At 67.4% G+C, this 21,385-nt stretch carries 20 protein-coding genes; 16 read left to right on the top strand and 4 right to left on the bottom strand.

All coding sequences use genetic code 11. From position 1 onward, the window contains the following. Window positions 1-117: 117 nt before the first annotated feature. From ACG3SL_RS13950 to ACG3SL_RS13900, 11 genes are all read left to right on the top strand, one after another. Entirely contained in the window at window positions 118-384 is a 267-nt protein-coding gene (locus ACG3SL_RS13950; protein ID WP_448661773.1) for a hypothetical protein, read from the top strand. 129 nt (window positions 385-513) lie between these two features. Next, entirely contained in the window at window positions 514-936 is a 423-nt protein-coding gene (rplQ, locus tag ACG3SL_RS13945; RefSeq protein WP_448661772.1) for a 50S ribosomal protein L17, read from the top strand. Between the two features lie 120 nt (window positions 937-1,056). Continuing rightward, entirely contained in the window at window positions 1,057-3,201 is a 2,145-nt protein-coding gene (locus ACG3SL_RS13940) for a prolyl oligopeptidase family serine peptidase (RefSeq protein WP_448661771.1), read from the top strand. Window positions 3,202-3,274: 73 nt separating this feature from the next. After that, window positions 3,275-3,880 carry a hypothetical protein gene (locus ACG3SL_RS13935; protein ID WP_448661770.1) on the top strand — a complete coding sequence of 202 codons (606 nt, stop codon included), beginning with the start codon at window positions 3,275-3,277 and terminating at the stop codon, window positions 3,878-3,880. Window positions 3,881-3,917: 37 nt separating this feature from the next. Beyond that, window positions 3,918-5,477, top strand: a complete 1,560-nt coding sequence (gene guaA, locus ACG3SL_RS13930) for a glutamine-hydrolyzing GMP synthase (protein WP_448661769.1) — start codon at window positions 3,918-3,920, stop codon at window positions 5,475-5,477. Window positions 5,478-5,776: 299 nt separating this feature from the next. After that, on the top strand, window positions 5,777-8,440 hold the full coding sequence (gene galB, locus ACG3SL_RS13925) for a beta-galactosidase GalB (protein WP_448661768.1): 2,664 nt from the start codon (window positions 5,777-5,779) through the stop codon (window positions 8,438-8,440). Window positions 8,441-8,460: 20 nt separating this feature from the next. Beyond that, window positions 8,461-11,052 carry a glycosyl hydrolase 115 family protein gene (locus ACG3SL_RS13920; RefSeq protein ID WP_448661767.1) on the top strand — a complete coding sequence of 864 codons (2,592 nt, stop codon included), beginning with the start codon at window positions 8,461-8,463 and terminating at the stop codon, window positions 11,050-11,052. 75 nt (window positions 11,053-11,127) lie between these two features. Next, window positions 11,128-11,751, top strand: a complete 624-nt coding sequence (locus ACG3SL_RS13915; RefSeq protein WP_448661766.1) for a retropepsin-like aspartic protease family protein — start codon at window positions 11,128-11,130, stop codon at window positions 11,749-11,751. A 49-nt stretch (window positions 11,752-11,800) separates the two neighbouring features. After that, window positions 11,801-12,229, top strand: a complete 429-nt coding sequence (locus ACG3SL_RS13910) for a GNAT family acetyltransferase (protein WP_448661765.1) — start codon at window positions 11,801-11,803, stop codon at window positions 12,227-12,229. Between the two features lie 69 nt (window positions 12,230-12,298). Continuing rightward, window positions 12,299-12,646: an ArsC family reductase gene (locus ACG3SL_RS13905; protein ID WP_448661764.1), complete on the top strand. Its 348-nt coding sequence runs from the start codon at window positions 12,299-12,301 to the stop codon at window positions 12,644-12,646. After that, the gene (locus ACG3SL_RS13900; protein WP_448661763.1) at window positions 12,646-13,287 is read left to right on the top strand and encodes a 2OG-Fe(II) oxygenase family protein; all 642 of its coding nucleotides are present in this window, start codon (window positions 12,646-12,648) and stop codon (window positions 13,285-13,287) included. The genes ACG3SL_RS13905 and ACG3SL_RS13900 overlap by 1 nt, the downstream gene beginning before the upstream one ends. A 26-nt stretch (window positions 13,288-13,313) precedes the next feature. Here the strand turns inward: ACG3SL_RS13900 and ACG3SL_RS13895 are convergent, their stop codons facing one another. After that, window positions 13,314-13,826: an FKBP-type peptidyl-prolyl cis-trans isomerase gene (locus ACG3SL_RS13895; RefSeq protein WP_448661762.1), complete on the bottom strand. Its 513-nt coding sequence runs from the start codon at window positions 13,824-13,826 to the stop codon at window positions 13,314-13,316. A 217-nt stretch (window positions 13,827-14,043) separates the two neighbouring features. Here ACG3SL_RS13895 and panB point away from each other — a divergent pair, with 217 nt between their 5' ends. The 5 genes from panB (at window position 14,044) to ACG3SL_RS13870 (ending at window position 18,998) form a co-directional block, all read left to right on the top strand. Then, the gene (panB, locus tag ACG3SL_RS13890; protein ID WP_448661761.1) at window positions 14,044-14,901 is read left to right on the top strand and encodes a 3-methyl-2-oxobutanoate hydroxymethyltransferase; all 858 of its coding nucleotides are present in this window, start codon (window positions 14,044-14,046) and stop codon (window positions 14,899-14,901) included. An 80-nt stretch (window positions 14,902-14,981) separates the two neighbouring features. Further along, window positions 14,982-15,692, top strand: a complete 711-nt coding sequence (locus ACG3SL_RS13885; RefSeq protein ID WP_448661759.1) for a tetratricopeptide repeat protein — start codon at window positions 14,982-14,984, stop codon at window positions 15,690-15,692. After that, on the top strand, window positions 15,689-17,011 hold the full coding sequence (locus ACG3SL_RS13880; protein ID WP_448661758.1) for a PQQ-binding-like beta-propeller repeat protein: 1,323 nt from the start codon (window positions 15,689-15,691) through the stop codon (window positions 17,009-17,011). Before ACG3SL_RS13885 ends, ACG3SL_RS13880 begins: the two co-directional genes overlap by 4 nt. Window positions 17,012-17,119: 108 nt before the next feature. Next, the gene (gene der / locus ACG3SL_RS13875) at window positions 17,120-18,493 is read left to right on the top strand and encodes a ribosome biogenesis GTPase Der (protein WP_448661757.1); all 1,374 of its coding nucleotides are present in this window, start codon (window positions 17,120-17,122) and stop codon (window positions 18,491-18,493) included. A 79-nt stretch (window positions 18,494-18,572) separates the two neighbouring features. Continuing rightward, window positions 18,573-18,998, top strand: a complete 426-nt coding sequence (locus ACG3SL_RS13870; RefSeq protein WP_448661756.1) for an Hpt domain-containing protein — start codon at window positions 18,573-18,575, stop codon at window positions 18,996-18,998. A gap of 292 nt (window positions 18,999-19,290) precedes the next feature. Here ACG3SL_RS13870 and bfr read toward each other — a convergent pair whose 3' ends face one another. The 3 genes from bfr to ACG3SL_RS13855 form a co-directional block, all read right to left on the bottom strand. Further along, a complete protein-coding gene (bfr, locus tag ACG3SL_RS13865; RefSeq protein WP_448661755.1) occupies window positions 19,291-19,773 on the bottom strand; it encodes a bacterioferritin in 483 nt (160 codons plus the stop codon). Window positions 19,774-19,853: 80 nt separating this feature from the next. Continuing rightward, window positions 19,854-20,024, bottom strand: coding sequence for a (2Fe-2S)-binding protein (locus tag ACG3SL_RS13860; RefSeq protein WP_448661753.1), 171 nt, complete (start codon window positions 20,022-20,024; stop codon window positions 19,854-19,856). Window positions 20,025-20,100: 76 nt separating this feature from the next. Continuing rightward, window positions 20,101-21,384 carry a DUF418 domain-containing protein gene (locus tag ACG3SL_RS13855; RefSeq protein WP_448661752.1) on the bottom strand — a complete coding sequence of 428 codons (1,284 nt, stop codon included), beginning with the start codon at window positions 21,382-21,384 and terminating at the stop codon, window positions 20,101-20,103. Between the last annotated feature and the right edge of the window lies 1 nt (window position 21,385).

The raw sequence follows: 21,385 nt of genomic DNA, 5'->3' as shown, positions 1-21,385 counted from the left end.
TCACCGAGAGGGCTATTCGAAATAGTTGCGTTCATATTGGCGATCGGAACTGTGGGGGCCATGGTCTCCCGATGGGAGCGGAGGCGACGCTCGACGGTTGCGACGCGCAGATCGGATATGTGGGCGCGGGTCTTTCTGCTCGGAATGTTGGTGCCCGGAGCGCTTGCACTGGGTTGGTCCATTGTGGCGGCGCTGATGACGGGGCAGATTTCTCCGGTTCTGTCATCGCTGCCTGCCATTGGCTGGACGGCGAATCCGCTGGGTTTTGTGGTGACGGTGCTTTTCCAGATTGTGCTCGGTCTGTGCGTGGTCCTGATGGTCTTCGCGGATCTGTGCGAGTTGAGAAGATATTTTGCTGCGCGCCGGTCATCCATCGGCTCTTGACGCGGTAACGGTTTTAGGCTTTTGACCCCGATCTCACGACATCGTGATTTGGTTTTTGAGCAGCCACCCGAAGCGCTGCCTGGTCTGGGGTTCCGTCGAACGGCCCCTTAACGAACGAAGGAAGATATCATGCGTCATCGCGTAGGCGGCCGTAAGCTGCAGCGTACCTCGGCCCATCGTCTGGCCCTGTTCCGCAACATGAGCGCCGCGCTCATCAAGCACGAGCAGATCACCACCACGGTCGCCAAGGCGAAGGAACTGCGTCCTTACGTCGAGAAGCTCATCACGCTGGCGAAGAAGGGTGGCCTGTCCAACCGTCGTCTGGCGCACGCCCGCCTGCTCGACGATGCGCAGCTGGTGAAGCTGTTCGACGTTCTGGCCGCGCGCTACGCCGACCGCAACGGCGGCTATACCCGCATCATCAAGGCTGGCATCCGCAAGTCGGACGCCTCGCCGATGGCGATCATCGAGTTCGTCGACCGTGACGTTTCGGCCAAGGGCCAGGATTCGGGCCCGGTCTACAGCGACGACGATTTCGCCGACGCAGCCTGATCGGACTCGTCCTTCGGGACATCAAAAGGGCGGTCGCACTCCGGTGCGGCCGCCCTTTTCGTTTTGCGCGGCGGCGATGCACTCCCTAGGCTGGGCGGCCAACTGGAGCCCCGCCTTACAATGCGTCACGCCTTGATCCTGCCCCTGCTGCTCGCCACTTCGGCATTCGCTCAAACCCAGACGGATACCCCGCGCCCCATGACCAAGTTCGCCTACCCCGAAACCCGCCGTGTCGATGTCGTCGAGGAGCATTTCGGAGAGAAGGTCGCCGATCCCTATCGTTGGCTGGAAAACGACGTCCGCAACGATGCGGAAGTCGCGGCCTGGGTCGCGGCGGAGAACAAGGTGACCGACGCCTATCTGGCGACGCTGCCCGGCCGCGACGTGTTCCGCGCGCGGATCAAGCAGCTGTTCGACTATGAGCGCTTCGGCGTGCCCCAGAAAAAGGGCGGCCGCTTCTTCTACATGCACAATTCGGGGCTCCAGAATCAGGCGGTGCTGTTCGTCCGCGATACGCTGGACGGGCCGGGCCGCGTGCTGATCGATCCCAATGGCTGGTCGCAGGATGGCGCGACGGCGCTGTCCGAATGGGCGCCGTCGGAGGATGGCAAATACCTGCTCTACGCGATCCAGGATGGCGGCACCGACTGGCGCACTGCGCGCGTGCTCGACGTAGCCACGGGCAAGGACCTGCCCGACACGGTGCATGGCATGAAATTTACGCTGAGCGCGGTCTGGGCAAAGGACGGCAGCGGTTTCTTCTACGCCCGCTATCCCGATGTTGCGGCGGACGCGAAGTTCCAGGCGCTGAACGAGAATCACCGGATCTATTTCCACACGCTCGGCACCCCCGACAGCGCCGACCGCCTTGTCTATGAGACGCCCGACACGCCGAAGCGCAGCCATTATCCGCAGGTCACCGACGATGGCCGCTGGCTGGTCATCACCACCAGCGAGGGCACCGATGATCGCTACCAGATCACGCTGGTCGACCTGCGCGATCCCAAGGCGACGCCGCGCACGCTGATCGCGGGGCTGGAGAACAGCTGGAGCCTGGCGGGCAACGAAGGCACCAAATTCTACTGGACGACCAACAAGGGCGCGCCGCGCGGGCGGATCGTCACGATGGACGTTTCCGCCGCCAACCCGCAGCCCCAAGCGCTCGTGGCGGAGGACGCGGCGACGCTGGAAGGCGCGGCGATCATCGGCGGCACGCTGATCGCCAGCTATCTGGTAGATGCCCGCACCGAAATCCGCCGCTTCGCGCTGGATGGCACGCCGCTGGGCGCGCTGCCGTTGCCCGGCATCGGCACCGCATCGGGCTTTGGCGGCGAGGCCGACGATCCCGAGACGTTCTTCGCCTATACCAGCTTCAACGAACCGACGACGATCTATCGCTACAACGTCGCCACGGGGCAAGTTTTGCCCTGGGCCAAGCCCAAGCTGTTGTTCGATCCGGCGGCGTTCGTGGTCGAGCAGCGCTTCTATGCGTCGAAGGACGGCACGCGCGTGCCGATGTTCGTGGTGCGCAAGAAGGGCGTGACCGGCCCGGCACCGACTTTGCTCTATGGCTATGGCGGGTTCGGCATTTCGCTCACCCCCGGCTTCTCGGGCTCGCGACTGGCGTGGATCGAGCAGGGCGGGGTGCTGGCGGTCGCGAATCTGCGCGGCGGTGGTGAATATGGGAAGGCGTGGCACGATGGCGGGCGGCTTGCGAACAAGCAGAACAGCTTCGACGATTTCATCGCGGCGGGCGAGTATCTGATCGCGCAGGGCATTACCGGCAAGGGGCAGCTGGCGATCCAGGGCGGCTCCAATGGCGGGCTGCTGATCGGCGCGGTGGTGAACCAGCGGCCCGATCTTTTCGCGGCGGCGCTGCCGGCGGTGGGCGTGATGGACATGCTGCGCTTCGATCGCTGGACCGCCGGGCGCTATTGGGTGGACGATTATGGCGTGCCCGCGAAGGAAGCCGATTTCAAGCGGCTGCGCGGCTATTCGCCCTATCACAATGTCCGCTCGGGCGTGGCCTATCCGGCGATCCTGGCGAGCACGGCGGACACCGACGATCGCGTGGTGCCGGGGCACACCTTCAAATATGTTGCGGCGATCCAAGCAGCGGCCATCGGCGACAAGCCGCATCTGGTGCGGATCGAGACGCGCGCCGGCCACGGTTCGGGCAAGCCGACCGACAAGGTGATCGAAGAAGCCGCCGACCTCTGGGCCTTTGCCGCGCAGTGGACCGGGCTGGAGGTTAAAGCCCGCTGACAGTCCCGTTAAGCCCCGTGACAGACAAGGCGCCGTAAAACTCGTTCCACGATAGTAATGGAAGGGGTGGGGTATGCGGTTTGGGAAGCTTGGGTGCGCGCTCGCATCGGTGGCGGTGCTGGCGATGGCGGTGCCGGTACAGGCGCAGTCGCGGCAGGATCGCGGCCGGGGCGACCGGGGCCATCACGGGCACGGGCATCATCGCGGCGACAAGGACGATGGCGTCGGCGGGCTGCTGGTCGGGGCGCTGCTGGTCGGCGGGCTGGTGGCGCTGACGGCGGGCGAGAACAAGCGCCGCGCGCGCGAGGCGGCGTATCACGAGGATTATCAGGCTCCGCCCGTCGATCCCGCCGCCGTCCCCGCCTATGCCCCCGGCTCGCCCGTCGCCGACATCCCCGCGCCGGGCGCCGCCGAATATGACGGGTTGTACGACGAGGAGGCGGCGCAGGACCGCTGCGCCTCCGCCGCCGAGGTCGAGGGGCAGAATTACGCGCGCCTCGCCCGCGTCACGTCGATCAGCGAATATCGCTGGAACGGTCGCAGCTGGGTGGTGAAGGGGATGCTCGAACTCGCCAGCAGCTATAGCGACACCGCGCGGCGCAGCTTCCCGTTCCGCTGTGCGCTCAAGGCGGGCAGGGAGCCCGTGATCGCGATCGCGGAGCTTGGGCCGGACGCATGATCTTTACAGAGCCGGGCGACCTATCTATCGCCCGGCCATGACGGCTGAGCACAACGAATCCATCCTCATTATCGACTTCGGCAGCCAGGTGACCCAGCTCATCGCCCGCCGTGTCCGCGAAGCGGGCGTCTATAGTGAGATCGCCCCCTTCACGACTGCCGCAGAGGCGTTTGCGCGGATCAAGCCCCGGGGCGTGATCCTCTCCGGCTCGCCCGCGTCCGTGCTGGACGACGGCAGCCCCCGCGTGCCGCAGGAGATTTTCGATTCCGGCCTGCCGGTGCTCGGCATCTGCTACGGCGAACAGGTGATGATGCACCAGCTGGGCGGCGAAGTGACGCTGGGCGACAGCGGCGAGTTCGGCAGCGCGTTCATCGAAGTCGGCGAGAGCTGCGCACTGTTCGACGGGCTGTGGGCACCGGGCGAAAGCCATCAGGTGTGGATGAGCCATGGCGACAAGGTCACCCGGCTCGCCCCCGGCTTCCGCGCCGTCGCGGCCAGCCCCGGTGCGCCCTATGCGGTGATCGCCAATGACGAGCGCCGCTACTACGCGATGCAGTTCCACCCCGAAGTCGTCCACACCCCCGATGGCGCGAAGCTGCTCGCCAATTTCGTGCGCCATGTCTGCGGGCTGCACGGCGAATGGACGATGGCCGAATTCCGCGCCGCCAAGATCGCCGAGATCCGCAAGCAGGTGGGCACGGGCCGCGTGATCTGTGGCCTGTCGGGCGGCGTCGACAGCGCGGTGGCGGCGGTGCTGATCCATGAGGCGATCGGCGACCAGCTGACCTGCGTGTTCGTCGATCACGGCCTGATGCGGGCAGGCGAGGCCGATCAGGTCGTCAGCCTGTTCCGCAACAGCTACAATATCCCGCTGGTCCATGTGAACGCCGAGGCGATGTTCCTGGAGGGACTGGCCGGGGTCACCGATCCCGAAAAGAAGCGCAAGTTCATCGGCGGCGCGTTCATCGATCTGTTCGAGGCGGAAGCGAAGAAGATCGGCGGCGCCGAGTTCCTCGCACAGGGCACGCTCTATCCCGACGTGATCGAAAGCGTCAGCTTCACCGGCGGCCCCTCGGTGACGATCAAGAGCCACCACAATGTCGGCGGCCTGCCCGAGCGGATGAACATGAAGCTGGTCGAGCCGCTGCGCGAGCTGTTCAAGGATGAGGTCCGGGCGCTGGGCCGCGAGCTGGGGCTGCCCGAGGCGTTCGTCGGCCGCCACCCGTTCCCCGGACCCGGCCTTGCGATCCGCATCCCCGGCGAAGTGACCAAGGAACGCTGCGACATCCTGCGCAAGGCGGATGCGATCTACCTCGAGGAAATCCGCGCCGCCGGGCTGTACGACACGATCTGGCAGGCATTTGCGGTGCTGTTGCCCGTGCGCAGCGTCGGCGTGATGGGCGACGGCCGCACCTATGACAGCGTACTCGCCCTTCGCGCAGTGACGTCCACCGACGGGATGACCGCCGTCGCGTTCCAGTTCCCCGGCGACTTCCTGCCGCGGGTGGCGACCCGCCTCGTCAACGAGGTGCGCGGCATCAATCGCGTGACCTACGACTATACCAGCAAGCCGCCCGGCACGATCGAGTGGGAATGATTTCCCGCCTGGCGGCCTGACGCCATGAAAAAGCCCGCAGCGATGCGGGCTTTTTTGCTTGGGGCGTGCGCGGGCCCGGCGGCGCTTTGCGGGCCCCAGCTTCCCCCGATGGCGGCGTCGCGTACGGGAGTCCGCGGCGAATTGCGGGTCAAAATTGTCTGACTATTTGACCAATCCTCTCGAATTGGGCCATGAAGGCCCCGAAACCGCGCAGCCGCATCAGTGCAAGACGCAGGCGCGCGAGGGAGCGGGAGGGTGGCTTGATTCGGTTTGCGACATTGCGGAACAGGGGCGGTGCGGTGCGTGCGCTGCTGTTGGCGCTTGCGGCGGCGGGCGTGACGCTGGCGGCGCCCGCCTCGGCCCAGCGCGAGCGGCTGTCGATCAACGACGGCTGGCGTTTCCAGCGCGGCGATGCGCCCGGCACCCAGGTCGATCTGCGCTATCAGATCCGCCCCGAGGTCAAGCTACGCCCCGACGGCGCCGATTTCGATGCAGGCACGATGGAGGACGCCAAGGCCGCCACGCGCGACGGCCCACTCAAGCCATACATCATGCCCACCGGCAACAATCTCATCCGCGACGCGGCCAAGCGCTATCGCCGCCCGGCAGGCGATCCGGGGGCGGATCTCGCCTATGTCTCCGCCACGCTGGACGACAGCAAGTGGCAGCGCGTCACGCTGCCCCATGACTGGGCGATCACCGAGGCGTTTCTCGACAAGGGCCCCTATGGCGGGATGGGGCGGCTGCCCAGCTGGGGCATCGGTTGGTATCGCCGCAAGCTCGACATCCCCGCCGCCGATCGCGGCAAATCGGTGTTCCTCGATATCGATGGCGCCCAATCCTATGCCGTGGTGTGGCTGAACGGCCATCTCGTCGGCGGCTGGCCCTATGGCTATAACAGCTGGCGGGTGGACCTGACTCCCTATCTGGTGCCGGGGGGCGTCAACCAGCTGGCGATCCGGCTCGACAATCCGATGGAATCGTCGCGCTGGTATCCGGGCGGCGGCATCTATCGCAACGTCTGGCTGACCAAGACCGATCCGGTCCATGTCGCGCAGTGGGGGACCAGGATCACCACGCCCGAAGTGTCGGCGGAATCGGCGCGGGTCGAACTGGCGCTGACGGTCGAGAACCTGGCCAAGGGGGCGGCGGCGGTGACCGCCACCACCGAGATCTACGCAATCGATGCCAGCGACAAGCGGCTGGGCCGCGCCGTCGCCCGGTTCGCGCCCACCGGCGTCACGGTGGCGCCCGAAGGCCAGACCACCGTCACGGTATCGGCGACGATCGCCAAGCCGCGCCTGTGGGGCCCGCCGCCGACCCAGACGCCGAACCGCTATGTCGCGGTGACCCAGCTGCGGCGTGACGGGCGCGTGATCGACACGGTCGAGACGCGGTTCGGCGTGCGCGCGCTGTCGTTCGATCCGGCGCGCGGAGTGATCGTCAACGGCGAGCGCATCCTGCTCAACGGCGTGAACCAGCATCACGACCTGGGCGCGCTGGGCGCCGCGTTCAACGAACGCGCGGCGCAGCGTCAACTCGACATCCTCGCCGACATGGGCGTCAACGCGATCCGCATGGCGCACAATCCGCCCGCCCCCGAGCTGCTCGACATGACCGACCGGATGGGCTTCCTGGTCATGGACGAAGTGTTCGACGTGTGGGCGCGGCGCAAGACTCCGCTCGATTTCCACCTGATCTTCGACGACTGGCACGAGCAGGACCTGCGCGCGATGATGCGGCGCGACTACAACCATCCCTCGGTCACCCTGTGGAGCGTCGGCAACGAAGTCGGCGAGCAATGGACCGGCGAGGCCGGCGCCGCGATCGCTCGCAAGCTGGTCGCGATCGCGCACCAGGAGGATAGCCAGCGCCCGGTCGTGGGCTCGATGAACACCGCCACGCCGGACTCGCCTTTCGCCGCCGCCTTCGACGCGATCGCGCTCAATTACCAGGGCGCCGGCGTCCGCACGCGCGCGCCGACCTATGCCGCCTTCCGCCAGAAATTCCCCGACAAGATCATCCTCAGCTCGGAAAGCGCGGCGGCCTATAGCAGCCGGGGCGACTATCAGTTCCCGGTGCCGGGCGGCGTCAGCAACCCGGTGCGCCCCGGCGCGGGCGCCGACTGGGACCGGCGCCAGGTGAGCGCATACGAGCTGTTCGCCGCGGATTTCGGCGGGTCGGCCGATCGCACCTGGGCCGCGCAGGATCAGAACCCCTATGTCGCGGGCGAGTTCGTGTGGACCGGCTTCGACTATCTGGGCGAGCCCGCGCCCTTTTACGAAGCGCGCAGTTCCTATTTCGGGATCGTCGATCTCGCTGGTTTCCCGAAGGACCGCTATTGGCTGTACAAGGCACGCTGGCGCCCCGATGCGCGCTTTGTCCACATCCTGCCGCACTGGAACTGGCCGGGGCGCGAGGGGGCGTTCACGCCGGTGCACGCCTTCACCTCGGGCGATGAGGCGGAGCTGTTCGTCAACGGCGTGTCGCAGGGGCGGCAGAAGCGCGCGCCGTACCAGTACCGGTTCCGCTGGGATTACGTGAAATACGCGCCGGGAGAGATCCGCGTGGTGGCGTACAAGGACGGCAAGCCCTGGGCGGAGGAGACGGTGCGTACTGTGGGCGCGGCAACCGCGATCGCCGCAATGCCCGATCGCGCGACGATTCGGGGCGATGGCAAGGACCTGTCGTTCGTCAGCATCGACTTGCGCGACGCCCGAGGGAACCCCGTCCCGACCGAGAACCGGCCCGTCACCGTCTCGATCCAGGGGCCGGGCGAGATCGTCGCCACGGACAATGGCGATCCGACCGACTTCACGCGCTTTCCCTCTACCACGCGCAAACTGTTCAACGGGCGCGCGCTGGCGATCGTGCGCGGTGTGGCCGGTGCGCGCGGCACGGTGACGCTGCGGGTCGAGGCGGCGGGGCTGCCGGCGGCGACCACGGCGATCACCCTGCAATGACCGACAAAGGAGCTTCGAGCATGCACCGCTTTGGAATCGCAGGGGCAGCGGCAACGGCGCTGCTATGGTCGGGCGCGGCATGGGCGTGCGAGGGCGCGGTGTCGATCTGCGCGAAGGACAGTCGCGGCGCGCTGGCGCTGATCCGGGGCGGGGTGCCGGCCACCTTGGTTTTGGATGCGCAGGCCGATCCGGCGGTGCGCCACGCGGCAGAAGGCTTTGCGCAGGATCTGGAGCGCGTCGGCGGCACGCGGGCCTCGCTCGCCGGCACGGTCGACGGCGCACATGGGCCGCTGGTCATCATCGGCGTTGCGGGGCAGAGCCCGATCATCGACGGCCTGGTCCGTGCGGGCAAGCTGCGCGTGGACGACCTGACGGGCCATTGGGAAGCATTCCGCCAGGTGGTGGTCGATCGCCCGGCGCCGGGCATCGACCGCGCGCTGGTGATCGTCGGCGCGGATCGCCGGGGCGCGGTGTTCGGCACCTATGACCTGTCGGAAAAGATGGGCGTGTCGCCCTGGCACTGGTTCGCCGACGTGCCGGTCGTGCGCCGCGCCAGCGTGTATGTGACGGCGGGCAGCCGTACCGACGCGCCCAAGGTCCATTATCGCGGCTTCTTCCTCAATGACGAGGACCCGGCGCTGAAGGGCTGGGCGGAGAAGCACTTCGGTGGCGTCAACGCGGCGATGTACGCGCACGTCTTTGAACTCGGCCTGCGGATGAAGGCCAATTATCTGTGGCCGGCGATGTGGGGCAAGGCGTTCAACGTCGATGATCCGCGCAACATGACGCTGGCCGACGAAATGGGCGTGGTGATGGGCACGTCGCACCACGAACCGATGATGCGCGCGCAGAAGGAATGGCATCTGAAGCAAAGCCCCTATGCGGGCGGGGCGTGGGATTACCGGAAGAACGCGGTCAACCTGCGCGGCTTCTGGCGCGGCGGGATCGAGCGGATGATGTCGAAGGGCGGGGGCCGCCGTTATGACAGCCTGGTCACCGTGGGGATGCGCGGCGATGGCGACGAGCCGATGGCGGAGGGCACGGCCACCGCGCTGCTGCAAGGCATCGTCGCCGAGCAGCGCAGGATCATCGCCGACGTGACCGGCGCCCCGGCGGAACAGACGCCGCAGGTCTGGGCGCTCTACAAGGAAGTGCAGGATTATTACGACCACGGCATGACCGTGCCGGACGACGTCACGCTGCTGTTTTCGGACGACAATTGGGGCCAGATCCGCCGCCTGCCGCGCGCCGATGCCGCGCCGCGCGCGGGCGGGTACGGCGTCTATTACCATTTCGACTATGTCGGCGGGCCGCGCAGCTACAAATGGCTCAACACCAACCAGATCGAAAAGACCTGGCAACAGATGGACCTGGCCTATCGCCGGGGCGCCCGCGCGCTGTGGGTGGTCAATGTCGGCGATCTGAAGCCGATGGAGTATCCGCTCGATTTCTTCCTCAAGATGGCGTGGAATCCGGAGGCGATGACGCCGGCGGCGCTGGCGGCCTATCCGGTGGAATGGGCACGGCGGAACTTCGGTGCGGCGCAGGCGGGGGCGATCGGCGAACTCGTCACCACCTACGCGCAATATGCCGCGCGGCGTAAGCCCGAGCTGGTCGATGCCGACAGCTTCGCGCTGGGGCCGGTCGGCGCGACGCTCGACGGCGGCGAGTTCGGGCGGATCGTCGCGGAGTGGCAGGCGCTGGAACGCCGCGCGCTGGCAGTGGGCAAGACGCTGCGCCCCGAGCAGCGCGACGCCTATTTCCAGCTGGTCGAGCATCCGATCCTGGCGGTCTCGAACCTGTACCAGCTCTATTATGCGGTGGCATGGAACAAGCGGCTGGCGGCGGCGGGCGACCCGCGCGCCAATGGCTTTGCCGACGCGGCCGAGGCGCGCTTCGCCGCCGACAAGGCGCTGACCCAGCGCTACCACAGCATCAACGGCGGCAAATGGGACGGGATGATGGCCCAGACCCATTTCGGCTATGTCAGCTGGTCCGATCCGAAGGAGGATGTGATGCCGGCGGTCACGCGCGTCGCGGGCACCGCGCCGGCCACCCCCGCGCCGGTCGCCGGGCGGGCAGCCGCAGTGCCGGGGGTTGTCGCGATCGAGGCGCCGGATTTCACGCGCGCACAGGGCGGGAAGGGGCTGGCCTGGACCGTGATCCCGCATCTCGGCCGCACCAAGGGCGCGGTGCTGGCGCTGCCCCAGGGCGCAGCCTCCACCACGCCTGCGGATGGCGTGCAGCTGGAATATGCCGTGACGCTCGACCGGGCAGGGCCCGGCGCGATTGATCTGTTCCTCGCGCCGACGCTCGACACGGCGGGGCGTGGCGGCATCCGCGTGGGGGTGTCGATCGACGATGGCCCGGTCACGATGCTGTCCTCGACGCTGGAGCCGACGCCGGGACCGGAGGCGACGCGCGACCAGAAGGCCTGGGCGCAGGCCGTGCGCGACAATGTTCATGTCCTGACCGCAGAGCTGGGCCCGCTGGCGCAGGGGCGGCATCGCGTGAAGATCTGGCGGATCGACGACAATCTGGTGCTGCAAAAGCTGGTGGTGCGCACCGTGCCGCTGCCCGCCAGCTATCTGGGGCCGGTGCCGGTGCGGTAAGGGATTTGCGCCGCGCAGGATCGAAAGCCGTCGCCTGCGGTTGATCGGGGACCGCAAACCCCGGACAAAGGCGCCATGTCGATCACCACCAACCCCGAATGGCAGCAAATGGCGCTATATGCCGTGGGCGCCGCGTTGCTGCTGATCCTGATCTTCAGGATACCCTTTATCGGCCGCATCCTGCGCGCGCTGTTCTCGTTCGCGCTGCTGGCGGTGTGCGTGTTCGTGCTGCTGCAGCAGGCGCCGTTCGATCCCAATCTGGCGGGCATTCCCGCCCGGCTGGGGCTGGACGACCAACAGATGTCGGGCGACGAAGTGCGCATCCGCATGGCGCGCGACGGGCATTTCTGGGCGCGGGTGACGCTGAACGGCGTCGAGCGGCGGATGCTGGTGGACAGCGGCGCGACCATCACTGCGCTGTCCGAACGCACCGCGAAGGCGGCGGGGGTGGAGCCCGGCGCCGGCCTTGTGCCGATCCTGATGCGCACCGCCAACGGCACGGTCCCGGCCCAGACCGGGCGCGTCGCGCGGCTGGGCGTCGGCGCGATCGAGGCGCGCAACCTGAAGGTCGTGATCTCGCCCGCGCTGGGCGATTTCGACGTGCTCGGCATGAACTTCCTGTCGCAGCTGGAATCTTGGCGCGTCGAGGGACGCACGCTGATCCTGGTACCCAAGAGCGGGCGCACCGCCGCGCGCTGAGGCGGCGGATCGTCTATCGTTCGCGCGCGCCACGCGGTATCGCGGCGGCATGACCACGCATCTGACCCCCATCGCTCCCGCCACCCCGCACGACGCGGGCGCCGTCATCGCGCTGTGGGAGGCGTGCGGGCTGACTCGACCGTGGAACGACCCCGCCGCCGATTTCGCGCTCGCCTTGCGGGGCCCGCGCTCGACCGTGCTGGTCGCGCGCGGCGAGGCGGGGATCGACGGCAGCGTGATGGTAGGCTTCGACGGGCATCGCGGCTGGGTCTATTATGTCGCCGTCCACCCCGACCGCCGCCGCGCGGGCCTCGGCCGCGCGTTGATGGCGGCGGCGGAAGACTGGCTGCGCGCCGAGGGAGCGCCCAAGCTGCAACTCATGGTCCGCGAAGGCAATGACGCCGCGATCGGCTTCTACACCGCGCTGGGGCTCGAACGGCAGCCGGTGGTGACGCTCGGGCGGTTCCTGAGCGCGTAAGCAGCGGCTGCATTTCACGCCGCCGCACGCTATGGCTCCGCCGTTTCGCGAACCCCGAAGGACAAGCACGTGGCGTTGACTCTCTATGGCATCCCAAATTGCGACACGGTGAAGAAGGCGCGGACCTGGCTGGACCAGAACGGCGTCGCCTACGCATTTCACGACTATAAGAAACAGGGCATCGACGCCGCGCGCATTGCGCGGTGGATCGCGCTGGTGGGGTGGGAGCCGCTGCTCAATCGCTCCGGGACCACGTTCCGCAAGCTGCCCGACGCCGACAAGCAGGGGATCGACGCGGAGAAGGCGACGGCGCTGATGCTGGCCCAGCCTTCGATGATCAAGCGCCCGGTGGTCGAATATCCCGGCGGGCTGCTGGTCGGCTTTGCCCCGGATCGGTTCGCCCAGGCGCTGCTCTGATGGCCGACGAGGAGAAGCTCCGCGTCCGCGCCGAGCAATTGCCGCTGTTCGAGACGATGGTGCTCCATGGCCAGGTCTCGGGCGGGGAGGCGATGACGGCGGCGCTGGAGGCGGCGATCCGCGCGAAGATGGCGCAGGACGGCGGGATCGAGCGATCGAACGTCGGCGGCTGGCACTCGCGGACCGACATGCTCGACTGGGGCGGCGCGGCTGCGGCACAGCTCGCGGACACGGCGCTGCGCATGGCGAAGCGCATGTCCTATTTCGACGCGCGCGACCCGGCCAGCGTCGAATGGAGCGTGCGAATGTGGGCCAATGTCTCGCCCCCCGGCGCGCTCAACATGAGCCACGCGCATCCCGGCGTGCTGTGGGCGGCGGTCTATTATATTGAGACGGGCGAGGCGGATGCGGGCGGCGAACTCTATTTCGAGGACCCGCGCTTCCCGCTGCCGCTGATGACCTTTCCCGGCTTTCGCGTGCTCGGCCCCGACGGCCAGCCGCAGCAGGTGGAGCACCGGATCGCGCCCAAGCGCGGCGACCTGGTGCTGTTCCCCGCCTGGGTCCGCCACGGGGTGCGGCCCTATCGCGGCACCGGCGAGCGGATCTCGATCGCGATGAACCTCAGCGCCCGCGAGCGCTAAGTCTGTCGCGGTGCCGGCGAGACAGGTTAGTTTCCGCCGATACCGAGCAGCTCGATCTTGAACAACAGCGTCGCGCCGCCCGGAATCGGGCCGGCACCTTCGGGACCATAGGCAAGGTCGGAGGGCGTCGCGATTTCGATCGTGTCGCCCACGCCCATCATGGGCACCGCAAGCTGCCATGCCGGGATCAGCTGGCCCAGCGGGAAGGTGGCCGGCTCGCCGCGCGCATACGAGCTGTCGAATTCGGTGCCGTCGGTGAGCGTGCCGACATAGTGCAGCGTCACCACGTCGTTCACCGTCGGGTGCTTGCCGCTGCCATCGCCCTTGATCCGGCGCCAGCGCAGCCCGCCTTCCATCGCGTGCCACCCATCGGCGCCCTTGCGTTCGGCCAGCGCGAGCTGCTGCTTGTTGAGCCACGCCGCGTCCTGCGAGCGGCTGGCGGGGGCGGATTGCTGCGGCTGGCCCGCGCGCGCCACGGCCAGCCCGGCGCCGCACGCCGCCACCACTGCAATCAATCCGATCAGCTTGTTGCGATCCACGTGCCCTGTCCTTTTTGGAATCGGAAATGTTGGCGCGGGCATCAGCCCAAAACGTGCTGCGTTGCAACGACAAACGATGGACTCGCCCTCTTGCCCCGAAGCCCGTCACCCCGGGCTTGACCCGGGGCCCCGCTTCTTTCTCGGTTAGGGCCGCCTCCGCCGTGCGTCGCGGCGCCCTCCGCTGGCGCCGCGCGTCCGCCCCGGCTAAAGAGCCCCCATGTCTCACATCACGATCGACACCGCGACCAGCCGCGCCACCCCCACGCCGACGCCGATGAAGCGGCTCACCGTCCCCGCGATCCGCAACCGCAAGGGTGCGGAGCCGCTGGTGATGCTCACTGCCTACACGACGCGGATGGCGCAGCTGCTCGACGCGCATTGCGACCTGCTGCTGGTCGGCGACAGCCTGGGGCAGGTGATCTACGGCCTGCCGTCGACACTGCCGGTGACGCTGGACATGATGATCGCGCATGGCGCCGCCGTGGTGCGGGGCAGCTATCATGCCGTGGTCGTCGTCGACATGCCGTTCGGCAGCTATGAGGCCAGCCCCGAACAGGCATTCGCCTCGGCATCGCGCGTGCTGGCCGAAACCGGCGCGGCGGCGGTGAAGCTGGAGGGCGGCGCGACGATGGCGCCGGTGGTGGAGTTCCTCACCCGGCGCGGCATCCCGGTGATGGGGCATATCGGGCTGACGCCCCAGGCCGTGAACGCGCTGGGCGGCTATGGCGCGCGCGGGCGCAGCAACGCCGAACATGCCCAGATCATCGACGATGCCCGCGCGATCGCCGAAGCCGGTGCGTTCGGGATCGTGGCGGAGGGCGTGGTGGAAACGCTGGCCAATGAAATCACGGCGGCGGTATCGGTGCCCGTCATCGGCATCGGCGCATCCGCGCAGTGCGACGGCCAGGTGCTGGTGATCGACGACATGCTGGGCATGTTCGAGCGGACCGCGCGATTCGTGAAACGCTATGACGATCTGGCTGGCCGCATTTCCGCCGCGGTTGAGACCTATGCCGCCGATGTCCGGTCGCGGGCCTTCCCGGGGCCCGATCAGGTCTATGCGGCGCGGGATTGAAGGTCTACCGAGCACAAGCTTTCCCTTCCCCGGCAGCGCGGCTAAGGTCCGCCCCCGCACCGACACCCATGGAGTAGATTTTGGCGCTTCCTCCCTCCGGCACGACTGACGAAGCCTTTCTGCGCGAAGTCGACGAAGAGTATCGCCGCGAACAGGCGATGCGGTTCTTCCAGCGCTATGGGCGCTGGATTCTCGGCGCGATCATGGTGGCGCTGATCGCGCTGGCCGCATTCCTGTACTGGCAGCACCGCCAGACCGTGCTCGCGGGCACCCGCGGCGAGGAATATGACGCGACGATGCGCCTGCTCGAACAGGGGCAGGCGGACAAGGCCGCGCCCGAGCTGGAAAAGATCGCTGCGTCGGGCGACAATGGCTATGCCGTGATGGCGCGCATCGCCCAGGGCAACCTGCTGCTCCAGAAAAAGGACGCCAAGGGCGCCGCCGCCAAGTTCGCCCAGATCGCGGGCGATACCAATGTGGCCAAGCCCTATCGCGACATGGCGCTGGTGCGCCAGACCGTCGCCGAATTCGATACGCTCAAGCCCGATGTGGTGATCGCGCGGCTCAAGCCGCTGACCGATCCCAACTCGCCGTGGCTGGGCACCGCCGGCGAAATGGTCGCCGCCGCCTATCTGAAGGCCGGCAACCGCGCCGAGGCCGGCAAGCTTTATGGCCAGATCGCCCAGGGTGGCGAGAAAGTCCCCGAATCGATTCGTCAACGGGCGGTTCAGCTCGCCGGCGTATTGGGTGTCGACGCCATCGATCAGTCGAAGGAAACCAAGACTCAATGAACAACAAGGTGAGGATGGCGGCCGCGATTGCGGCGCTCGCGCTCGTGAGCGGCTGCGGCGTGTTCAAGGGCGGGGGCAAGAAGACGCCCGTGCTCGGCGACCGCGTGCCGATCCTGATGTCGGAAAACGACATCCTGACCGACAAGACGCTGGCCAGCGTCGATGTGCTGCTGCCCCCGGCAGAGGCGAATGACGGCTGGCGTCAGCCGGGCGGCAATGCGTCCAAGTCGATGGGGCATCTGGCGCTGGGCACTTCGCTGTCGCGCGTCTGGTCGGCGAATGTCGCCCGCCCGTCCAAGCGCGAGCGGATGGCCGCATCGCCGGTCTTGTCCGACAACCGCCTGCTTGCGATCGATACCGATGGCGTCGTCCACGCGCTTGCTGCCGATACCGGCAGCGAGCTGTGGCGCGCGGCGACCGTGGCGGTGAAGGGCAACAAGACCGCGCGCTTCGGCGGCGGCGTCAGCGTCGAGGGCGAGCGCGCCTATGCCAGCAACGGGCTGGGCGACGTGGTGGCCTTCACCGTGGCGGACGGCAAGGAAGTGTGGCGCAAGCGTCCGGGCGGCCCGCTGCGCGGCGCGCCGACGCTGGCCAACGGCAACGTCTATGTGGTGACGCAGGACAACCAGCTGTTCGCGCTTTCGGAAGAGACCGGCGAGATTTCGTGGACGGCATCGGCCAGCCTCGAATCGCAGGGCGTGTTCGGCGTGGCGGCGCCTGCTTCGGCGCAGGGCACCGTGATCGCGGGCTTCTCGTCCGGCGAACTCAACGCCTATCGCTATGAAAATGGCCGCTCGCTGTGGGGCGACGTGCTGTCGAAGTCGAGCATGACGACGTCGGTGTCGTCGCTGTCCGATATCGATGCCGAGCCGGTGATCGACCAGGGCCGCGTCTATGCCGTCGGCCAGGGCGGGCGCATGGTGGCGATGGATATCGCCAGCGGCAACCGCATGTGGGAACAGAATATCGCGGGGCTTTCCACCCCCTGGGCGGCGGGCGAGTGGCTGTTCGTCATCACCGACGACGCCCGGCTGCTGTGCATGTCGCGCGGCAGCGGCAAGGTGCGCTGGATCGCGCAGATGCCGCATTTCCGCAACGCCAAGAAGTCGAAGGGCGAAATCGAATGGGTCGGCCCGGTGCTCGCCGGCGATCGCCTGCTGCTCGCCAATTCGCGCGGGCAGATCGTCTCGGTCTCGCCCAAGGATGGCAGCGTCGTGTCTACCATGGATACCAAGACGCCGATCACGCTGCCGCTCGTCGTCGCCAACAACATGCTCTATGTGCTCGACGACAAGGGGCGGGTTACCGCCTACCGCTGAGATCGTCTTCTCGATCATGGCATGCGGCCGGGGCATCTGCTCCGGCCGCTGTTTTTTTTGATGGCCCGGCAATTTCCCTTCCGCGCCTGACCGGATTAGAACCGCATTATGCACCTGCCCACAGTCGCCATCATCGGCCGCCCGAACGTCGGCAAATCGACGCTGTTCAACCGGCTGGTCGGCAAGCGGCTCGCGCTTGTCGACGACCAGCCCGGCGTAACCCGCGACCGGCGCGAGGGCGACGCGACGCTGCTCGGCATGGATTTCCGCATCATCGACACGGCGGGCTATGAGGACGAGGACGCGGCGACGCTGCCCGGCCGGATGCGCGCGCAGACCGAGGCGGCGGTGGCCGATTCGGACGTCGCGCTGTTCCTGATCGATGCGCGCGCGGGCGTGACGCCGCTGGACGAGGAAATCGCCCGCTGGCTCCGCAGCACCGATCGCCCGGTCGTGCTGATGGCCAACAAGGCCGAAGGCCGGGCGGGCGAATCGGGCATCCTTGAGGCGATGGCGCTGGGGCTGGGCGATCCCATCCCGTTTTCCGCCGAGCATGGCGAGGGGCTGGTCGACCTGTTCGAATCGCTGCGCCCGCATATCGATCGCGAGGATGTCGAGGACGAGCCCGAGGAAGACCCCGAATCTCCCGATGCGCCGCTGAAGCTGGCGGTGGTCGGCCGCCCGAACGCGGGCAAATCGACGCTCATCAACAAGCTGCTCGGCCAGGATCGCCTCATCACCGGGCCCGAAGCCGGGATCACGCGCGATTCGATCGCGATCGACTGGCAATGGACCGATGGCGAGGGCAAGAGCCGCGCCGTGCGGCTGATCGACACCGCCGGCATGCGCAAAAAGGCGCGCGTCCAGGAAAAGCTGGAGAAGCTGTCGGTCGCCGATGCGCTCCACGCCGTGGATTTCGCTGAAGTCGTCGTGCTGCTGCTGGATGCGACGCGCGGGATCGAGGTGCAGGACCTCAAGATCGCCGATCGCGTCCTGCAGGAAGGCCGCGCGCTCGTCATCGCGCTCAACAAGTGGGACGTGGCCGAAGACCCGTCGAAGCTGTTCAACGGCGTGAAGGGCGCGCTGGACGAGGGGTTGGCGCAGGTGAAGGGCGTGCCCCTGCTCACCGTGTCGGCGGCGACGGGCAAGGGGCTCGACGTGCTGATGAAAGTCGCGTTCGAAACGCGCGAGGCATGGTCGCGGCGCATCACGACGGGCCAGCTCAACCGCTGGTTCGAGCGCGCGATCGAGGCCAATCCGCCGCCCGCGCCCGGCGGCAAGCGGATCAAGCCGCGTTACGTCACGCAGAACAAGTCGCGCCCGCCCAGCTTCATCCTGTTCGGCACGCGCGTCGACCTGTTGCCGGTCAGCTATCAGCGCTATCTGATCAACAGCCTGCGCCGCGAATTCGACTTCGGCGCAGTGCCGGTCCGACTGACGCTGCGCGCGCCCAAGAACCCGTTCGACCACGATAAATCGTAAAAATCGCGGGTCGTAGATCAACGGCCTGTTTACGCAATTGGCCTAGATCAAGGCTAGTTGTTCGGGTCGGGAGTCTGCGATGGACGCGACATTTGGCGGCGCTCCGCTAGTGAACTGGGCTCGCTTTTCGCAGGCCCGGGCGGAGCTTGGCGCCAGTTTCGTTCGCATCCTCGGCTATTTCCGCGAAGACGGCATCAAGGCGCTCGCCCAGATCGAAGAGGCGATGCGCGCCCAGAATGCCACGGCGCTGGTGCTGCCCGCGCACAGCCTGAAGGGGAATGCCGGCCAGTTCGGCGCCGAGCCGCTGGCCGATCTGGCCGAACTGATTGAGACACTGGCCCGAGGATGCGTCGAGCGGCACGACACCCCCAGCGACGCGCTGGAGCATGTCGTACGGCTGCGTCCGCTGTTCGATGCCACGCTGGCGCTGCTGGAGCGCGAGGCGAACCCGCTGGTCGCCCGGCGCCCCGCAGTGTTTGGCAAGCGCCCCGCTGCGGGGATCTAAGTCGTAGGTTCGTAAAGCGGACTGTCGAAGCCGCGCTCATTCCTCCCCCGGAGGGGGAGGGGGACCGGCGAAGCCGGTGGAGGGGTAGTCTCCGCAGGCGATAAATACGATGTGGCGGATCGCGGCGTCCGGCTCAGACAGGATTATCTGCGCGGAGTCGCTGGCCCTGGGTGTTCTGACAAGTAACTTCTTTGGGCCGGGAAGCATGCGGAGACTACCCCTCCACCAGCCTGCGGCTGGTCCCCCTCCCCCTCCGGGGGAGGATCAAAGAAGCGCCCCGGCTCCTGCCCCTTCAGCTCGGGTCTTCGGCCTTGCTGTTGAGCTGGATGTAATTCTCGATCCCCATCCGCGCGATCATGTCGAACTGGCGCTCCAGCGTGTCGACATGTTCTTCCTCGCTCTCGAGGATGTCGGCGAACAGGTCGCGGCTCACATAGTCGCGCACGCTCTCGCAATGCTGGATCGCGTCGCGCAGGATGGCGATCGCCTCGACTTCCACGGCCAGGTCGGCGCGCAGGATTTCCTCCACCGTCTCGCCGATCCGCAGGCGGCCGAGCAGCTGGAAATTGGGGAGGCCGTCGAGGAACAGGATGCGCTCCGCCAGCTTGTCGGCGTGCTTCATCTCGTCGATCGATTCGTGGCGCTCCAGCTCGGCGAGCTTCTTGACGCCCCAATTGTCGAGCATGCGGTAATGCAGCCAATATTGGTTGATCGCCGTCAGTTCGTTCTTGAGGACCTCGTTCAGAAATTCGAGGACCTTGGGGTCGCCCTTCATGCGCTGCATCCTTGTGGTTGTGGATGCAGCCCTAGCCCCAAATCGCGTTCAGGAAAACTGCGGAAAGCCCGCAAGGGCGATCAGGCGGCGGCGCGCTCGGCGTTGATGATCTCGCGGGCGAAGGGGACGCACTGCCCGCATTTCGCCTGCATCCCCAGCGCGCGATACGCCTGACAGGCGCTGGTGGCGCCGCTGCGCGCGGCCTGGCGGACATCCTTTTCCCGGATAGCATTGCAAACGCAGACGACCATGGAAACCCTCGCGAATCGTTCGCAACAATTATGCGGTCCGCGCGATATGTGCAAGGGTATTGCGACGCATTCGCAGCTATGGCGTGCTGCGTACGATCCGAAAGGGCTCGACGCGCGCCCGCGACAGGCTGCGCCACAGCCATTCGAGGGGCCCGAAGCGGAAGCGCGCGAGCCAGGGCTGCGACCATAGCAGGATCGCCGCCCACACCAGCGCGACGACCGGATAGAGCTGCCAGCGCGACAGCGTCCCGTACCAGCCCAGCCCATAGCCATAGAAGATCGTGGTGCAGATCAGGCTGGTCGCCAGATAGTTGGTAAAGGCCATGCGCCCCGCCGCCGCGATCCGCGCGGTCAGCCGGCCGCCGGGGCGGACCAGCAACAGGATCAGGCAGATCCAGCCGACGATCATCAGCGGGCGCAGCGGCGAGGCGAGCGCCAGTGCCGCCAGCGCGACCGAGAACAGGCTGAACTGCGCCGCCACCATATAGGCCGCGAGCGCGATATAGCCGGGCAGGGCGATCCCCCAGCTGATCCGCAGCCAGCGGCGATACCGTTCGCGCGGCCAGGCGCCGGTGAGCATCCCGCTGCGCAGCGCGGCCATGCCGAACAGCATATAGCCCAGCGTCTCGGGGCCGAGCAGCGTCAGCACGCCGAGCGGAGTCGCGAGTTCCTCGTGAAAGCGGGTCCGCAGGATCGTGGCATAGTCCCCGCGATACTCGGCCAGGCTGCGCGCGATTTCCTGCGCCGACGGCACCCCCAGCCCCTCGGCCAGCCCGGCAAGCTCGCGCGCATTGGCTGCGGCCTGCTGCGGATCGCTGACCGGCAGGGCGAGCTGCCACGCAGCGACTGCCATCAGCGCGAAGAAAAGTGCCGTTAGTGCTGCGGCGACGATGCCCAGCGATACCATGCGCTCCACCGGCAATCGGCGGCATCCAAAGGCAAGCATCCCGACCAGAGCATAGTGCGCCAATATGTCGCCGTCCCAAACCAGCCACAGATGGGCGAGCCCGAAGACGAGCAGCCACCCCATGCGCGCATAATGGACGCGCGCGACGCTGCGCCCGCTCGCCGCCGCCCGCTCGATCACCAGCAGCATGGATGCGCCGAACAGGAACGAGAACAGCCCCCGCATCTTCCCGTCGAACAGGACGAAATTGATCAGATAGGCCGCCAGATCGGCCCCGTGCCAGCCGCCATAGGCGCGCGGGTTGCTATAGGCGGCAAGCGGCATCGCGAAATGGACGATGTTCATCAGCAGGATGCCGAGCACGGCCACGCCGCGCACCACGTCCAGCGACAGGAAGCGGTCACCGCCGGGGACGGTCGCGGCGGACAGGAGCGGGGGTGCGGTGCCGGGCATG

This window comes from Sphingomonas degradans, assembly GCF_053502645.1.
This window is presented reverse-complemented; position numbering and strand designations above follow the sequence as displayed.

What these genes read in the sequence shown, in the direction of transcription:
- ACG3SL_RS13860 (WP_448661753.1), bottom strand. Translation starts at nt 20,024, where the DNA reads ATGGTCGTCTGCGTTTGCAATGCTATCCGGGAAAAGGATGTCCGCCAG.
- panB (WP_448661761.1), top strand. Translation starts at nt 14,044, where the DNA reads ATGTCTCACATCACGATCGACACCGCGACCAGCCGCGCCACCCCCACG.
- guaA (WP_448661769.1), top strand. Translation starts at nt 3,918, where the DNA reads ATGACGGCTGAGCACAACGAATCCATCCTCATTATCGACTTCGGCAGC.
- bfr (WP_448661755.1), bottom strand. Translation starts at nt 19,773, where the DNA reads ATGAAGGGCGACCCCAAGGTCCTCGAATTTCTGAACGAGGTCCTCAAG.
- rplQ (WP_448661772.1), top strand. Translation starts at nt 514, where the DNA reads ATGCGTCATCGCGTAGGCGGCCGTAAGCTGCAGCGTACCTCGGCCCAT.
- ACG3SL_RS13920 (WP_448661767.1), top strand. Translation starts at nt 8,461, where the DNA reads ATGCACCGCTTTGGAATCGCAGGGGCAGCGGCAACGGCGCTGCTATGG.
- ACG3SL_RS13910 (WP_448661765.1), top strand. Translation starts at nt 11,801, where the DNA reads ATGACCACGCATCTGACCCCCATCGCTCCCGCCACCCCGCACGACGCG.
- ACG3SL_RS13950 (WP_448661773.1), top strand. Translation starts at nt 118, where the DNA reads ATGTGGGCGCGGGTCTTTCTGCTCGGAATGTTGGTGCCCGGAGCGCTT.
- ACG3SL_RS13880 (WP_448661758.1), top strand. Translation starts at nt 15,689, where the DNA reads ATGAACAACAAGGTGAGGATGGCGGCCGCGATTGCGGCGCTCGCGCTC.
- der (WP_448661757.1), top strand. Translation starts at nt 17,120, where the DNA reads ATGCACCTGCCCACAGTCGCCATCATCGGCCGCCCGAACGTCGGCAAA.
- ACG3SL_RS13940 (WP_448661771.1), top strand. Translation starts at nt 1,057, where the DNA reads ATGCGTCACGCCTTGATCCTGCCCCTGCTGCTCGCCACTTCGGCATTC.
- ACG3SL_RS13915 (WP_448661766.1), top strand. Translation starts at nt 11,128, where the DNA reads ATGTCGATCACCACCAACCCCGAATGGCAGCAAATGGCGCTATATGCC.
- ACG3SL_RS13855 (WP_448661752.1), bottom strand. Translation starts at nt 21,384, where the DNA reads ATGCCCGGCACCGCACCCCCGCTCCTGTCCGCCGCGACCGTCCCCGGC.
- ACG3SL_RS13870 (WP_448661756.1), top strand. Translation starts at nt 18,573, where the DNA reads ATGGACGCGACATTTGGCGGCGCTCCGCTAGTGAACTGGGCTCGCTTT.
- ACG3SL_RS13900 (WP_448661763.1), top strand. Translation starts at nt 12,646, where the DNA reads ATGGCCGACGAGGAGAAGCTCCGCGTCCGCGCCGAGCAATTGCCGCTG.
- ACG3SL_RS13935 (WP_448661770.1), top strand. Translation starts at nt 3,275, where the DNA reads ATGCGGTTTGGGAAGCTTGGGTGCGCGCTCGCATCGGTGGCGGTGCTG.